We start from the raw sequence: 14,049 nt of genomic DNA on the forward strand, positions 1-14,049 counted from the left end.
TGGCACACGAAGGGGCGGCGTGCGTGGTGGGCCCCGCCCTATTCCGCCCGCCACACCGGGCCCGGGCCCCCCCCCCCCCCCGGCGGGGGGGGGGGGGGCCCCGCGCCCCCCCCGCCTCCAGGCCGTTGATCCGAACGTCAGAAATCGAGCAGACGCGGGACGAAGAGCTGCAGGTCCAACCACAGCGCGCCTGCGGCGGCGAACGCGAGGACGAAGATGCCGACCGTCACCGCGAGGCGCGCACGACGGCTCACCCACAACGCGACGGCGAAGGCGATCGGAGCGATCGCGATGTCCAGTACGAGCCAGACCCACGGGGTGCTGCGTGCGAGCGTGTCCCCACCGGACGTGGTGCCGAGGAACTCGTTGAACGCGCGGACGGACTGCGAGACCGTCACGAGGTTGCCCACGCTCTGCACGGTCATGTAGGCGAACAGGACGGCGAACACCACCCACACCGCGACCCGCGCGACGATCGGTCCCGGCGCGCGCCGGACCGTCGGCGTCGCGGCGGTCACCCGAAGCTCCGGGTCATGAGGAACGGCCACGGGAACAGGACCGCGGCGCCGAGCAGCATCCAGAGCAGGCGAGTGCGGGTCCGGCGACCACGACCGGCCCAGAGGACCACCGTGAACCAGAGGGCGGGCGCGACGATCGACAGGAATCGCAGGACCTCGACGAAGACGGTCAGGACGGTGTCGACGTTCGAGACGTAGGAGGTCGACGCGGTGAGCAGCCACGCGACCGTGTACAGCAGGTAGAGCCCACCGAACACGCCGAAGCCGATCAGGGCTCCGGAGGTCTCCGGCGCCTCGGGGTCGCGGACCCCGCGGTCCTTGACTGCGACCGGGTTGTGGGCCGCGTCGACGTGGGTCGCGTCGTCGGCGTCGCCCCAGCTGAGGGCGTCGTCGTCGTGGTCGACCGAGCCGTCGGGCGGGGATGCTGCCGTGGTCATGCACCCGATTCTACGAGGCGAGCCGCGCCGGCTCGACCATGGACCGGCTGTACGGGCGCCGGTCAGGCGTCGGCGGGCTGCGTCTCGAGCACCTGGGCGACGACGTCGCGCACGGCCGGGAACAGCGGGTGGCTCTCCATCAGACCGGTGAGGATCTCGGTGAGCGCGTGTGCCGTGGCGCCGGACCGCAGGAGCGCGTGCAGCTCGATCGACTCGGGGTCGTTCTCGTCGTCGAAGTCGAGGGCGACCCGGACCGCTCCGAGCAGGTGGTCGACCGGCAGCCCGCGCTCGGCGAGCTGCGCAGCGGGACCGACGAAGCGCTCCCGACGACCCAGCTTCCGGAGCGGGTTCCGGCCGACGCGGACCGTCGTGTCGGGCAGGTGCGGGTTGGCGATGCGCGAGAGGTTCGCGGTGACGTAGCGCGCGTGCTCCTCCGGGTCGAACCCGTGCTTGGCGATGAGGAGCGCGGTGGTCTCGGCCAGGACGCCGTCGACCTCGGCGCGGACGGCGTCGTCCTCGAGGGCTTCGCGGATGAGTCGGATGCCCCGGACGTACCCGTGGTACGCGGCCGTCGCGTGCGCGGTGTTCACCGTGTAGAGCTTCCGCTCGACGAACGGCTGGAGGTCGTCGACCCAGGTGACGCCGTCGATCGCGGGCGGTTCGGCGTCGGAGTCGGCGAACGGGGTGCGCTCGATGACCCACTCGTAGAACGGCTCGAGCACGACGTCGAGGCCGCCGGACTGTCCGAGGACGCCGGACTGGTCGGGCACGATCCGGTCGATCGCGCAGTTCGCGAAGACCGCGGCGATGTCCCGGTCTTCCAGGATGGGGGCGCGGCGGATGCTGGCGTGCAGGGAGTCGGTCGCGTTGAACGCGTTCTCGCAGGCGACGATCGTGACGTCGCCGCGCTCGAGCGGGCGCGCCGCGAGCCCCTCGGCGATCACCGGTGCGACGAGCGGCAGCGTGCGTGCACCCACGGCGGTCGTGACGACGTCCGCCTCGGCGATGGCCCGGATGACCTGCTCGCGGTCGGTCTTGCTGCTGAGTGCCCTGAACCCGTAGACGAGGTGCTCGACCGGCATCTCGCCGACCTCGTGCACCACGAAGCGGCCGGCCTCGTTGAGGGCGGAGACGACGCGGTCGTCGACGTCGACGAAGGTCAGCTCGTAGCCGCTCGCGACCAGGAACTGGCCCACGAACCCACGCCCGATCTTGCCGGCGCCGATGTGGACCGCTCGCTTCGTCACCGCCATCCGACGATCCTCCCATGGGTCTCGGTGCGGTTCTGCCACACGGTGCCGACGACGCGCGACATCTGTCGCGCAGGTGCTGCGGGCACGGCGAAGGGACGCCGGACGGCGTCGTCGGGTTCGTTCTGGAGCTGCTGCATAACGTTCGGGTCACGTCGCGAGGCGGCGGTGCAGGGTGCACCGCCGCCTCGTCGTCGAGTCCTCGGAAGACTACCGCGCCGCGGAACCGTCCACGTAGTCACCGTCGTTCTGCTTCCACGCGAAGAGCGCGCGGAGCTCACGGCCGGTGGCCTCGATCGGGTGGCCCTCGCCCTTCGCACGGAGCGCCTTGAACTCCGGAGCACCGGCGTCCTGGTCGTCGATGAAGCGCTTCGCGAAGGCACCGTTCTGGATGTCCGCGAGCACCGCCTTCATGTTCTCCTTGACCTCGGGCGAGATCACGCGCGGGCCGGAGACGTAGTCACCGAACTCGGCCGTGTCGGAGATCGACCAGCGCTGCTTGGTGAGGCCGCCCTCCCAGATGAGGTCCACGATGAGCTTGAGCTCGTGCAGGACCTCGAAGTACGCGATCTGCGGCTGGTAGCCGGCCTCGACGAGGGTCTCGAAGCCGTACTGGATGAGCTGCGAGGTGCCACCGCAGAGGACGGCCTGCTCGCCGAACAGGTCGGTCTCGGTCTCCTCGGTGAAGGTGGTCTTGATGCCACCCGAGCGGAGGCCGCCGATGGCCTTCGAGTACGACCACGCGAGGTCCCAGGCGGAACCCGAGGCGTCGACCTCGACGGCGACGATCACGGGGACGCCACGGCCGGCCTCGTACTCGCGGCGCACGGTGTGACCCGGGCCCTTCGGGGCGACGAGCGACACGTCGACGCCCTCGGGTGCCTGGATGTAGCCGAAGCGGATGTTGAAGCCGTGGCCGAAGACGAGCGTCGCACCCGGCTGGAGGTTCGGCTCGATGTCGTCCTTGTAGACGATGCGCTGGACCTGGTCCGGCGCGAGGATGACGACGACGTCCGCCCACTTCGTGACCTCGGCCGGGGTGAGGACCTCGAACCCGGCCTCCTCGGCCTTCTGGCGGCTCTTCGAGCCCTCCTGCAGGCCGATCTTGACCTCGACACCCGAGTCACGGAGGTTGAGGGCGTGGGCGTGGCCCTGCGAGCCGTACCCGATGACGGCGACCTTCTTGCCCTGGATGAGCGTCAGGTCGGCGTCGGCGTCGTACACGATGTCAGTCACGAGGGTGTGTCTCCTTGGTTCTGGTGGTCTTGGGCGGGTGCTCAGCGCACCCGGTCGGTGATGCTCTTCGGTCCGCGGCCCATGCCGAGCAGGCCGGCACGGGCGAGCTCCTTGATGCCGTAGGGCTCGAGCACACGGAGGATCGCCTGGATCTTGCCGGGGTCCCCGGTGACCTCGACGACGAGGGAGTCGGTCGCCACGTCGACGACCTGGGCACGGAACAGGTTCACTGCTTCGAGCACCGCCGAGCGCGTCTGGTTGTCGACGCGCACCTTCACGAGCATGTGCTCGCGCTGGACGGACTGCGAGAAGTCCAGCTCGACGATCTTGATGACGTTGACCAGCTTGTTGAGCTGCTTCGTCACCTGCTCCAGGGGGAGGTCCTCGACGTCGACGACGACCGTGATCCGGGACAGGCCCTCGACCTCGGTGTTGCCCACGGCGAGCGACTCGATGTTGAACCCGCGACGCGCGAACAGGCCGGCGACACGGGTCAGCAGACCCGGCTTGTCCTCGACGAGGAGGGAGAGGACGTGGCTCATGCGGTTTCCCCCGTCATGTCGGCGTCCTCGTCGTCCCAGGTGGGCGCGAGGGCCTGGGCGTACTCGATGGACGAGTTGCTGACGCCCTGCGGGACCATCGGCCAGACCATCGAGTCGCGGCTCACGACGAAGTCGATCACCACGGGACGGTCGTTGGTCTCGAGGGCGAGCTGGATCGCGGCGTCGACCTCGTCGGCCTTCTCGACGCGGATGCCGAGGGCACCGTACGCGTCGGCGAGCTTCACGAAGTCCGGGACCCGGCGGGTGCCGTGGCCCGTCTGCAGGTCGGTGAAGGAGTGACGGCCGTCGTAGAACAGCGTCTGCCACTGCCGCACCATGCCGAGCGACGAGTTGTTGATGATCGCGACCTTGATCGGGATGTCGTTGATGACGCAGGTCGCGAGCTCCTGGTTCGTCATCTGGAAGCAGCCGTCACCGTCGATCGCCCAGACCACGCGGTCGGGCTGGGCGACCTTCGCGCCCATCGCCGCCGGGACCGAGTAGCCCATGGTGCCGGCGCCGCCCGAGTTGAGCCAGGCGTTCGGCCGCTCGTACTTGATGAACTGCGCGGACCACATCTGGTGCTGGCCGACCCCGGAGGCGAAGACGCCCTCTGGCCCGGTGAGCTCGCCGATGCGCTTGATGATCGCCTGCGGGGCGAGGAGGCCGTCGGTCGGCTCGGCGTACCCGAGCGGGAAGTCGACCTTGAGCTGCTCGAGCTTCGTCCACCACTCGGCGGTGGCAGCGCGCTCGTCGGTCGGGACGGCGTTCCAGGCGTCGAGGAGGTCCTTCAGCACCTCGCGCGCGTCGCCCACGATCGGGACGTCGGCGAAGCGGATCTTCGAGATCTCGGCGGGGTCGATGTCGACGTGCACGACCTTGGCGTTCGGCGCGAACTCGTCAGCCTTGCCCGTCACGCGGTCGTCGAACCGGGCGCCGAGCGCGATGATGAGGTCGCTGTCCTGCAGCCCGAGGACCGCGGGCACCGTGCCGTGCATGCCGGGCATGCCGAGGTGCTGCGGGTGCGAGTCGGGGAACGCGCCGCGCGCCATCAGGGTCGTGACGACGGGGGCGCCGGTGGCCTCGGCGAAGGCAAGGAGCTCGGCCGTCGCCCGGGAGCGGACCACGCCGCCGCCGACGTAGAGCACCGGGCGCTCGGACTCGGAGAGCAGCTGGGCGGCCGCGGCGATCTGCTTGCCGTGCGCCTTCGTCACCGGGCGGTACCCGGGCAGGTCGATCTTCGGCGGCCACACGTACGGCGCCGACTTCTGCTGGGCGTCCTTCGTGATGTCGACCAGGACCGGACCGGGGCGACCGGTCGTGGCGATCTGGTACGCGGCCGCGAGCGTCGCGGGGACGTCGGCCGGGTCGGTGACCAGGAAGGAGTGCTTCGTGATCGGCATCGTGATGCCGACGATGTCGGCCTCCTGGAAGGCGTCCGTCCCCATCAGGGTCGAGAACACCTGGCCGGTGATCGCGATGAAGGGCACCGAGTCCATGTAGGCGTCGGCGATCGCCGTCACGAGGTTCGTCGCGCCGGGACCGGAGGTCGCGATGGCGACACCGACCTTGCCGGACGAGGACGCGTAGCCCTCGGCGGCGTGGCCGGCGCCCTGCTCGTGACGGACGAGGACGTGACGGATCGTCGTGGACGCCATGAGCTCGTCGTAGAACGGGATGATGGCGCCGCCTGGCAGGCCGAAGACGTCGGTGATCCCGAGGTGCTCGAGCGTCCGGAGGACGGCTCCCGAGCCGGTCAGGATCTCCGGCGTCCGGCGTGCACCGGCGGCCGCGGACAGCGGTGTGGCTTCCGTGGGCATGAGGTGTTCCTTGCCTGGAGAGGTGGCGATGGTGCGTGTGTCGACGCTAGCCCGTCACTGCGCCCTTGGCAGCGGACTGGACGAGCTTCGCGAACTTCGCGAGGACTCCGCGGGTGTAGCGCGGGGGCAGCGGGGCCCAGCCTTCTCGGCGGGCTTCCAGCTCGGCTTCGTCGACCAGTAGGTCGAGCGAGCGAGCCGCGATGTCGACACGGATGCGGTCGCCATCGCGCACGAATGCAACTGGACCTGCGTCCACTGCTTCCGGTGCGATGTGGCCGATGCACAGGCCGGTTGTGCCGCCTGAGAATCGTCCGTCCGTCAACAGTAGTACATCCTTGCCGAGGCCAGCGCCCTTGATGGCGGCGGTGATCGCCAGCATCTCGCGCATGCCCGGGCCGCCCTTGGGGCCCTCGTAGCGGATGACCACGACGTCGCCCTTCTGGATCCCGCCCTCGGTCAGGGCGTCCATGGCGGCACGCTCGCGGTCGAACACGCGAGCGGGGCCCTCGAAGACCTCGGCGTCGAAGCCGGCGGTCTTCACGACGGCGCCCTCCGGAGCGAACGAGCCCTGCAGGATCGTCAGGCCACCGGTCGCGTGGATCGGGTTGTCGAGCTTCCGGAAGACCTCGCCGTCGAGCTCGGGCGGGTCGATCTCGGCCAGGTTCTCGGCGAGGGTCTTGCCGGTGACGGTCATGACGTCACCGTGCAGCAGCCCGGCGTCGAGCAGCGCCTTCATGATCACCGGGATGCCGCCGTTGCGGTCCACGTCGACCATGACGTACTTGCCGAACGGCTTCATGTCAGCGAGGTGCGGGACCTTCGAGCCGATGCGGTTGAAGTCGTCGAGGGAGAGCTCGACCTCGGCCTCGTGCGCGATCGCGAGGAGGTGGAGGACGACGTTCGTGGAGCCTCCGAGTGCCATGGCGACGGCGATGGCGTTCTCGAACGCCTCCTTCGTCAGGATCTGGCGTGCGGTGAGCCCCAGTCGGAGCATGTTCACCACGGCCTCGCCGGAGCGGTGCGCGTAGTAGTCACGGCGGCGGTCGGCGCTCGGCGGCGCGGCCGAACCGGGCAGCGACATGCCCAGGGCCTCGGCGACGGAGGCCATCGTGTTGGCGGTGTACATCCCGCCGCAGGCGCCCTCGCCCGGGACGATCGCGCACTCGATCTTCTTGAGCTCTTCTTCCGACATCGTGCCGGCCTTGCACGCACCGACGCCCTCGAAGGAGTCGATGATCGTGACCTCCTTGAAGGAGCCGTCCGCCTGCTTCACGTAGCCCGGCATGACCGAGCCCGCGTAGAGGAAGACACTCGCGAGGTCGAGGCGCGCGGCGGCCATGAGCATCCCCGGCAGGGACTTGTCGCAGCCGGCGAGCAGGACGGTGCCGTCCAGGCGCTCGGCGTTCACGACGGTCTCGACGCTGTCGGCGATGACCTCACGCGAGACGAGGGAGAAGTGCATGCCCTCGTGGCCCATCGAGATGCCGTCGGAGACGGAGATGGTGCCGAACTGGAGCGGGTACCCGCCACCCGAGTGGACGCCTTCCTTGGCGCCCTGCGCGAGGCGGTCGAGGGAGAGGTTGCAGGGGGTGATCTCGTTCCAGGAGGACGCGATCCCGATCTGCGGCTTCTCCCAGTCCTCGTCGCCCATGCCGACGGCCCGGAGCATGCCACGCGAGGTGGTTGCTTCGATCCCGTCGGTGACGACCCGGCTGCGGGGCTTCACGTCGATGTCAGGCATGGAGCGAGTCTAGGCGCAGTTGGGATACCAATCGGACAACAACATGCGTTCGCATGGTGAAACCCGGTCTGGAGGAACGGATCGCCCTGGTCAGCGCACCGCGCGCAGGCGCGCCAGCTGCTTCAGGACGTCGGTCAGCGCCGCCGGATCGGCGACCCGGTAGGCGGCGAGCGTCTCGCCCTCCCCCACCTTCACGCCGACGTCGCCGGCACCGAGCACGCGGAAGGCGTCCTCGTCGGTGACGTCGTCCCCGGCGAAGAACACCGCATCCGCGCCGTGCAGGTCGCGCAGGCGTGCGATCGCGTCGCCCTTCGTGACGTGCCGGACGGCGAACTCGACGATGTCCTTGCCGCCGCGCTCGAGGACGTCCGCGTCGGCCTCGTGCGCCGCGGTGCTCGCGGCCGCGTTCGCCTCGGCCGCGACCTCGGGGCTCACCCGTCGGGTGTGCACGCCGTGCCCCGCGGGCTTGTGCTCGATGACGACGCCGGGGAAGCGCTCGCCCACCTCGTCGAGTGCCGCGCCGATCCGGGCGACCCGGGCCTGCTCGTCGGCGGTGAGTGCGGCCTCGTCGTGGCCGTCGACCCGCCACTCGACGCCGTGCGAGCCCACGAGGGCCATGCCGTCCGGCGCCTGCGTGACCCTGGCGAGGCTGTCGAGCGGCCGGCCGGAGACCAGGACGACCTCGGTGTCCTTCGCCCGGTGGAGCGTCAGGACCGCTGCCCAGGAGCCGGGCAGGGCACCGACCTGTGACGGGTCGTCGGCGAAGGGCGCGAGCGTGCCGTCGAAGTCGAGGGCGACGATGAGTCGCGGCGCAGCCGCGAGCGTCTCGAGAGCCGCGTCGACGGCGGTCTGGTCGGTGGTCGTCTCAGGCATCACGCGCCTCCCGGGTGTCCTCAGCAGCACGCGCCGTCTGGGCGTCCTGGTCGAAGATCGACATGTTGTCCGTCTGCGCCTCGCGGTGCCGGTCCTTCGGGTCCGCCGCGGACGGGTCGATCTGGGCGTTCCGCGGTGCGTGCCGGTCGAGCGCTTCGAGGAAGGAGCGCGACCAGCGCGCCACGTCGTTGTCGCGCACCCGCTTCCGGAGCGCGCGCATGCGCGTGGAGCGCTCGCGACGCGGCATCTCGATCGCCCGCTGGATCGAGTCCTTCAACGCGCCGATGTCGTGCGGGTTGACGATGACCGCCTGCTTGAGCTCGTCGGCGGCACCGGCGAACTCGGAGAGGATGAGGACGCCGTCGTTGTCGAACCGGGCTGCGACGTACTCCTTCGCGACGAGGTTCATGCCGTCGCGCAGGGCCGTGACGAGCATGATGTCGGCGGCGAGGTACAGCGCGACCATCTCCTCGCGCGGGTACCCGTGGTGCAGGTAGGCGATGGGCTGGTGCCCGATCACGCCGAGGTCGCCGTTGATCCGGCCCACCGTCAGCTCGATCTCGTCGCGGAGCGCGGCGTAGGTGTCGACGCGTTCGCGGCTCGGGCTCGCGACCTGGATGAGCGTGGCGTCCTCGACCGCGATCCGGCCGTCCTCGACCAGTTCGCCGAAGGCCTTGATGCGGTGCCGGATGCCCTTCGTGTAGTCGAGTCGGTCGACGCCGAGCAGGACCGTCTTCGGGTTGCCCAGGCTCTCGCGGATCTCCCGCGCACGCTCCTGGACCTCGGGGCGGTGCGCGATCTCCTCGAAGCCGGCGGCGTCGATCGAGATCGGGAAGTGCCGCGCCTCGACGTGGCGGACGGTGATGCCCTTGCGGCTGCGCGGGGCGTCCGGGTCGTCGACCGGGACGTCGATCGTCTGGCCCTTGGTCGTGTAGCCCTTGATGTGGCGGACCGCACGGAGGAAGTCACTCGCGTCGTCGTGCCGCTGGAACCCGATCACGTCCGCACCGAGCAGCCCGTCGAGGATCTGCGCGCGCCACGGGAGCTGCGCGTAGATGCCGACCGGCGGGAACGGGATGTGGTTGAAGAAGCCGATCGTCAGATCAGGGCGGCGCTCCCGCAGCAGCGCCGGGACGAGCTGCAGCTGGTAGTCCTGCACCCAGACGATGCCGTCCTGCTCGACGATCTCGGCGATCTGCGCGGCGAACCGCTCGTTCACGCGCTTGTACGCGTTCCACCAGTCGCGGTGGTAGCTCGGGTGCTCGATGACGTCGTGGTAGAGCGGCCAGAGCGTGTCGTTGCTGAAGCCCTCGTAGTACTCCTCGACGTCGGCGTCGCTGAGCGGGACGGGGACGATGTGGATGCCCTCGTTGTCGAACGGCTCCACCTCGACCTCGGGCTGGCCGACCCATCCGACCCAGGCACCGTCGTTCGCCCGCATCACCGGCTCGAGTGCCGTGACCAGGCCGCCTGGCGAGTGCCGCCAGCCCTCGTTGCCGTCCTCGTCGACGACGCGGTCGACCGGCAGGCGGTTCGAGGCGACGACGAAGGCGTAGCGGGTCTGTTCGGTGCGGGGTGCTGCCATGGGGTGGTGGGGTCTCCGTTCCGCCCGGCTCAGCGCCGGGTCCAGCCGTAAGTTACCAGCGTGCCGACAGCGGATTCACGGCGGATCGGCGGCTTCCGGTACGGCCCGCCTTCGAACGCGACCGGCCTGGGATCCCCGGGCCGGCCGTCTCACTAGGCTCGTCGGCATGGTCATGACACGGGCGTGGCGGAACGGCGGTGCGGCGGAGCGGGACTTCCCGGTCGACCGGATCTCCGACATCGTCGCCGACGAGGACGCGTTCGTGTGGGTGGACTACACGGACCCCGACCCGACCGACCTCGAGCACGTCGAGGCCGAACTCGGCATCCACGCGCTCGCTGTCGAGGACGCGGTCGAACGGGGCCAGCGCCCGAAGCTCGACCGCTACCGCGACAGCCTGTTCCTGGTCGTCTACGACGTCGCCGGCCTCGACGACGACGGGGACCTCGTGACCCACGAGGTGAAGGCGTTCGTCACCGAGCACGCCCTCGTCACCATCCACGGCGCGGACGTCGACACCGGCGCGGTCGAGCGGCGCCTCGACGCGAACGCGGACATCGCCGACCACGGGGTGCCCTGGCTGGTCTGGGGGCTGCTCGACGCCGTGACCGACCACGCGACGAGCACGGTGGAGGACATCGAACGACGGATCGACGACCTCGAGGACGACCTGTTCGAGCGCGGCAATCCGCGCGAACAGCAGATCCAGCGTCGGTCGTTCCGGCTCCGGAAGGCACTCGGGGTCCTCCGCCGGCAGGTCGTCCCCACGCGGGACAGCGTCGCCTCCCTGCTGCACGGCGACGCCGAGACGATCTCCGACGGCATCCGCCCGTACTTCCGGGACGTCGAGGACCACCTGGTGTCGATCGCGGACTCCGTCGAGCAGCTGCGCGACGCGGTGTCGAGCGTCCTCGACACCAACCTCAACCTGTCCTCGAACCGGCAGAACACGGTGATGAAGAAGGTGACGAGCTGGGCGGCGATCATCGCGATCCCGACCGCGATCACCGGGTTCTTCGGGCAGAACGTGACGTTCCCCGGCGAGAGCCACTGGAGCGGGCTGTACCTGTCGCTCGCCCTCATCGTGACGTCCTCGCTGGTGCTCTACCGCGTGTTCAAGACCCGCGACTGGCTCTGACTCCGGCTCCGCGAGCCGCGCGCCACCCCGCACCGTGCGAGCGGGCTACAGGCGCAGGGCGAGCACCCCGGCCACGACCGTGAGCGGGGCGACCACGCACCCGAGCGCCATGTACTTCCCCCACGACAGGTGCACCCCCTCGGACGACAACCGGGCGTGCCAGAGCAGGGTCGCGAGCGACGCCCACGGGGTGATGAGGCAACCGGCGTTCACACCGATGAGGAGCGCCGCGTAGCGCAGGGCCTCGTGGCCGGCCGCCGGCTCGAGCACCAGGTAGGCGGGCAGGTTGTCGATCGCGTTCGCCGCCACCGCCCCCGCACCGCCGAGTGCCAGGAGCGGCCCACTCCCCGTACCCCCGGGCAGCGCGTTCACGATCGGGTCCGTGAGTCCGGTCGTGTGCAGCGTCTCGACCACGATGAACAACCCGGCGGCGAAGAGCAGCGTCGACCACGGCACGCGGGAGATCCGCAGTTCCGACGGAGCACGGAAGGCCGCGACCGCCACGAGCACGACGGCCGCTGCGACCGCGGCGATCCACACCGTCACGCCGGCGGTCAGCGCGACGACGAGGGCGACGAGCACCGCCGACGCCGACCAGAAGAACACCGGGTCGGTCGCCTGGCGGACGGACACCGGGGTGTAGCGACCGAAGAGCTTCCCACGGAACACGACGAGGAGCACCGCGCACGGCACCACCACGCCCGCGAGCGCCGCCCAGACCATCAGCCCGGCGAACGGGATCGGACCGTCGAGCCCGATGCGGTCGACGGCGAGCAGGTTCGTGAGGTTCGACACCGGCAGCAGCAGCGACGCCGTGTTCGCGAGCCAGACGGTCGTCAGCGCGAACGGCATCGGCGGCAGCCCCACCCGGCGGGCGAGCGTGATCACGATCGGGGTGAGGAGCACCGCCGTGGTGTCGATCGACAGGAAGACCGTGCAGACCACGGCGAGCACGACGACCGCCGCCCAGAGGCCGATCGTGCGACCGCCGCCGACACGCGCGGCGACGTCGGCGAGGCGGTCGAACACGCCGGCGTCCGCCGCGAGTTCGGCGACGACGGTGAGGCCGAGCACGAACGCCAGCACCGGGACGACCCGGTCGGCGAGCTCGGCGAGGTCGGACAGGGGCAGCAGACCGAGGGCGACGCACACCGCGCCGACCACGAGCAACACTCCCCCGATGACGGCCTGACGCACAGCGGCTCCTCTTCGAGTGCGCCGGCAGGGCGACCGGCGGCGCTCCAATGTAGCGGCCGGTAGCGTTGACGGGACCAGCGAAGGAGGAACCCGTGCGGAAGTTCATGTTCAGCGGTGCGGTGTGGAGCTCGATCATCAGCGGCTACAGCGTCGTGCAGACCACCAGGCAGGGACCGCGCGACTGGCGTCTCGCGCTGACGTGGGTGGCGTGGCTCGCGACGACGATCGTCGCCATCGGCACGGTCGTCGAGGACGACCGGGCCGTCAAGGCACGTCAGCCGTAAGCAACGGCGGTCTCGCAACCGGAGGTCGCGAACGCGACCAGCAGACGGACTGGAGGTGCGGTGCCAGCTGGCACCGCGCCTCCAGTCCGTCCCGGGGTCGCGCTCAGCGCTCCGAACGCGGGATGTCGGACGTCTGGATCGGACCGGTGAACAGGGCCGCGCGGTCCTCCTGGTCCGGGGTGAACAGCGCCGAGGACGACGCGGTCGAGGCGGTCCGGCGGGACGCACGCGGCTCGACCGCCTCGTCGACCATGAGCACCCGCTGCACCGGCTGGGCATCGGGGTGGGTGCGTTGGATCCAGGCGACCAGTTCCTCACGGACGTAGCAGCGCAGGTCGAACAGCGACGGGGCGTCGTGCGCGGTGACGAGGACACGGACGTGCACGAACCCCTGGACGGCGTCGGTCACCTGCAGCACCTGGACCCGGCGGTCCCAGAGCTCGGTGCGGTCGAGGATGCGCTCGAGCTCCGCACGCATCTCCCCGGGGCGCACCCGCCAGTCCAGGTCGAACTCGACGGCGCCGAGCAGTTCGCTGTTCGTCCGCGTCCAGTTCTCGAACGGCGTGCTCGTGAAGTACGTCGACGGCAGCACGAAGCGCCGGTCGTCCCACAGGTGCACGACGACGTAGGTGAGGGTGATCTCCTCGATGCGCCCCCACTGCTGCTCGACCACGACGACGTCGTCGACGCGGATCGAACCGGAGAACGCGAGCTGCATTCCGGCGAACACGTTGCCGAGCGTCGACTGCGCGGCGAGACCCGCGATGACGGAGATGAGTCCGGCCGAGGCGAGCACGCTCGCGCCCGCCGCCTCGACGCCGGGGAACGTGAGCAGGATGGCGCCGACGCCGATGATGACGAGCACCGCGACCGTGAGGCGGCGGAGCACCAGCACCTGCGTCCGGATCCGCCGGGCGACCCGGTTGTCGGGCACGTCGACGCGGTAGCGGTGCAGCCCGAGGCTCTCGAGGACGATCGCGATCGCGCAGGCGAGCCACGTCCCGACGCCGATCGTGACGATGAGTAAGGTGTGCGAGACCCCGTCGCGCCACGGGTACACGTCGGAGTGGTCCGGGATGCTCGACGCGAAGGCCGCCCAGAGCAGTACGACGAGGAGCATCGTGCGGGTCGGGTGCTTGGTGCGGCGCGACAGCACGGCCGCCCAGCGCTTCCGTCTGCCGAGGGCGCGGAACACGAGGTGCAGGACGAGGGCAGCGGCGGCGGTGACGAGCAGCGCGAAGCCGATCGCGACGAGGAGCCGGAGGAGGGTGTCCATCCCTCCATGCAACCAACTGGACGACGGTCGTCGCCCAGCGGACCGCAAGACGGGAGGCGGGGGGGGCGCGGGGGCCCCCCCCCCCCCCCCGGGGGGGGCCCCCCCCCCCCGGGGTGGGGGGGGAGAGGGAGGGGTGGTGGGGCGCCCCCACC

At 70.4% G+C, this 14,049-nt stretch carries 13 protein-coding genes; 2 read left to right on the forward strand and 11 right to left on the reverse strand.

What is annotated here, in order from left to right:
• Window positions 1-137: 137 nt before the first annotated feature.
• From ABIC61_RS18250 to otsA, 9 genes are all read right to left on the reverse strand, one after another.
• On the reverse strand, window positions 138-518 hold the full coding sequence (locus ABIC61_RS18250; RefSeq protein ID WP_144757412.1) for a hypothetical protein: 381 nt from the start codon (window positions 516-518) through the stop codon (window positions 138-140).
• The gene (locus ABIC61_RS18255) at window positions 515-955 is read right to left on the reverse strand and encodes a hypothetical protein (protein ID WP_079236385.1); all 441 of its coding nucleotides are present in this window, start codon (window positions 953-955) and stop codon (window positions 515-517) included. Before ABIC61_RS18255 ends, ABIC61_RS18250 begins: the two co-directional genes overlap by 4 nt.
• Window positions 956-1,017: 62 nt before the next feature.
• Entirely contained in the window at window positions 1,018-2,208 is a 1,191-nt protein-coding gene (locus ABIC61_RS18260) for a mannitol-1-phosphate 5-dehydrogenase (RefSeq protein ID WP_144757410.1), read from the reverse strand.
• Between the two features lie 207 nt (window positions 2,209-2,415).
• On the reverse strand, window positions 2,416-3,441 hold the full coding sequence (gene ilvC, locus ABIC61_RS18265; protein ID WP_079236387.1) for a ketol-acid reductoisomerase: 1,026 nt from the start codon (window positions 3,439-3,441) through the stop codon (window positions 2,416-2,418).
• Between the two features lie 41 nt (window positions 3,442-3,482).
• Window positions 3,483-3,983, reverse strand: coding sequence for an acetolactate synthase small subunit (gene ilvN / locus ABIC61_RS18270; RefSeq protein ID WP_079236388.1), 501 nt, complete (start codon window positions 3,981-3,983; stop codon window positions 3,483-3,485).
• Entirely contained in the window at window positions 3,980-5,803 is a 1,824-nt protein-coding gene (locus tag ABIC61_RS18275; protein WP_079236389.1) for an acetolactate synthase large subunit, read from the reverse strand. Before ABIC61_RS18275 ends, ilvN begins: the two co-directional genes overlap by 4 nt.
• 46 nt (window positions 5,804-5,849) lie before the next feature.
• Window positions 5,850-7,544, reverse strand: coding sequence for a dihydroxy-acid dehydratase (gene ilvD, locus ABIC61_RS18280; protein WP_144757408.1), 1,695 nt, complete (start codon window positions 7,542-7,544; stop codon window positions 5,850-5,852).
• A gap of 90 nt (window positions 7,545-7,634) precedes the next feature.
• Entirely contained in the window at window positions 7,635-8,417 is a 783-nt protein-coding gene (gene otsB, locus ABIC61_RS18285) for a trehalose-phosphatase (RefSeq protein WP_354031048.1), read from the reverse strand.
• The gene (gene otsA / locus ABIC61_RS18290; protein ID WP_144757404.1) at window positions 8,410-10,002 is read right to left on the reverse strand and encodes an alpha,alpha-trehalose-phosphate synthase (UDP-forming); all 1,593 of its coding nucleotides are present in this window, start codon (window positions 10,000-10,002) and stop codon (window positions 8,410-8,412) included. The genes otsB and otsA overlap by 8 nt, the downstream gene beginning before the upstream one ends.
• 166 nt (window positions 10,003-10,168) lie before the next feature.
• Between otsA and ABIC61_RS18295 the strand changes: the two genes are divergently transcribed.
• Window positions 10,169-11,140 (forward strand): magnesium transporter CorA family protein, encoded by a 972-nt coding sequence (locus ABIC61_RS18295; protein ID WP_186322144.1) that lies wholly within the window; start codon window positions 10,169-10,171, stop codon window positions 11,138-11,140.
• Between the two features lie 45 nt (window positions 11,141-11,185).
• Here the strand turns inward: ABIC61_RS18295 and ABIC61_RS18300 are convergent, their stop codons facing one another.
• A complete protein-coding gene (locus ABIC61_RS18300; RefSeq protein ID WP_354031049.1) occupies window positions 11,186-12,337 on the reverse strand; it encodes an SLC13 family permease in 1,152 nt (383 codons plus the stop codon).
• Between the two features lie 92 nt (window positions 12,338-12,429).
• On the opposite strand from ABIC61_RS18300, the gene ABIC61_RS18305 reads away from it, so the two are divergent.
• A complete protein-coding gene (locus tag ABIC61_RS18305) occupies window positions 12,430-12,621 on the forward strand; it encodes a hypothetical protein (protein WP_058725532.1) in 192 nt (63 codons plus the stop codon).
• A 103-nt stretch (window positions 12,622-12,724) separates the two neighbouring features.
• Here the strand turns inward: ABIC61_RS18305 and ABIC61_RS18310 are convergent, their stop codons facing one another.
• The gene (locus ABIC61_RS18310) at window positions 12,725-13,897 is read right to left on the reverse strand and encodes a mechanosensitive ion channel family protein (protein ID WP_354031050.1); all 1,173 of its coding nucleotides are present in this window, start codon (window positions 13,895-13,897) and stop codon (window positions 12,725-12,727) included.
• Window positions 13,898-14,049: the final 152 nt, after the last annotated feature.

The sequence above is a fragment of the Curtobacterium sp. 1544 genome, from assembly GCF_040544915.1.
Lineage (GTDB): Bacteria > Actinomycetota > Actinomycetes > Actinomycetales > Microbacteriaceae > Curtobacterium > Curtobacterium pusillum_C.

Bases quoted from the DNA above. Each gene is read 5' to 3' on its own strand.
- ilvN (WP_079236388.1), bottom strand. From the start codon at position 3,983: ATGAGCCACGTCCTCTCCCTCCTCGTCGAGGACAAGCCGGGTCTGCTG.
- otsA (WP_144757404.1), bottom strand. From the start codon at position 10,002: ATGGCAGCACCCCGCACCGAACAGACCCGCTACGCCTTCGTCGTCGCC.
- otsB (WP_354031048.1), bottom strand. From the start codon at position 8,417: ATGCCTGAGACGACCACCGACCAGACCGCCGTCGACGCGGCTCTCGAG.
- ABIC61_RS18260 (WP_144757410.1), bottom strand. From the start codon at position 2,208: ATGGCGGTGACGAAGCGAGCGGTCCACATCGGCGCCGGCAAGATCGGG.
- ABIC61_RS18310 (WP_354031050.1), bottom strand. From the start codon at position 13,897: ATGGACACCCTCCTCCGGCTCCTCGTCGCGATCGGCTTCGCGCTGCTC.
- ilvD (WP_144757408.1), bottom strand. From the start codon at position 7,544: ATGCCTGACATCGACGTGAAGCCCCGCAGCCGGGTCGTCACCGACGGG.
- ABIC61_RS18255 (WP_079236385.1), bottom strand. From the start codon at position 955: ATGACCACGGCAGCATCCCCGCCCGACGGCTCGGTCGACCACGACGAC.
- ABIC61_RS18295 (WP_186322144.1), top strand. From the start codon at position 10,169: ATGGTCATGACACGGGCGTGGCGGAACGGCGGTGCGGCGGAGCGGGAC.
- ABIC61_RS18275 (WP_079236389.1), bottom strand. From the start codon at position 5,803: ATGCCCACGGAAGCCACACCGCTGTCCGCGGCCGCCGGTGCACGCCGG.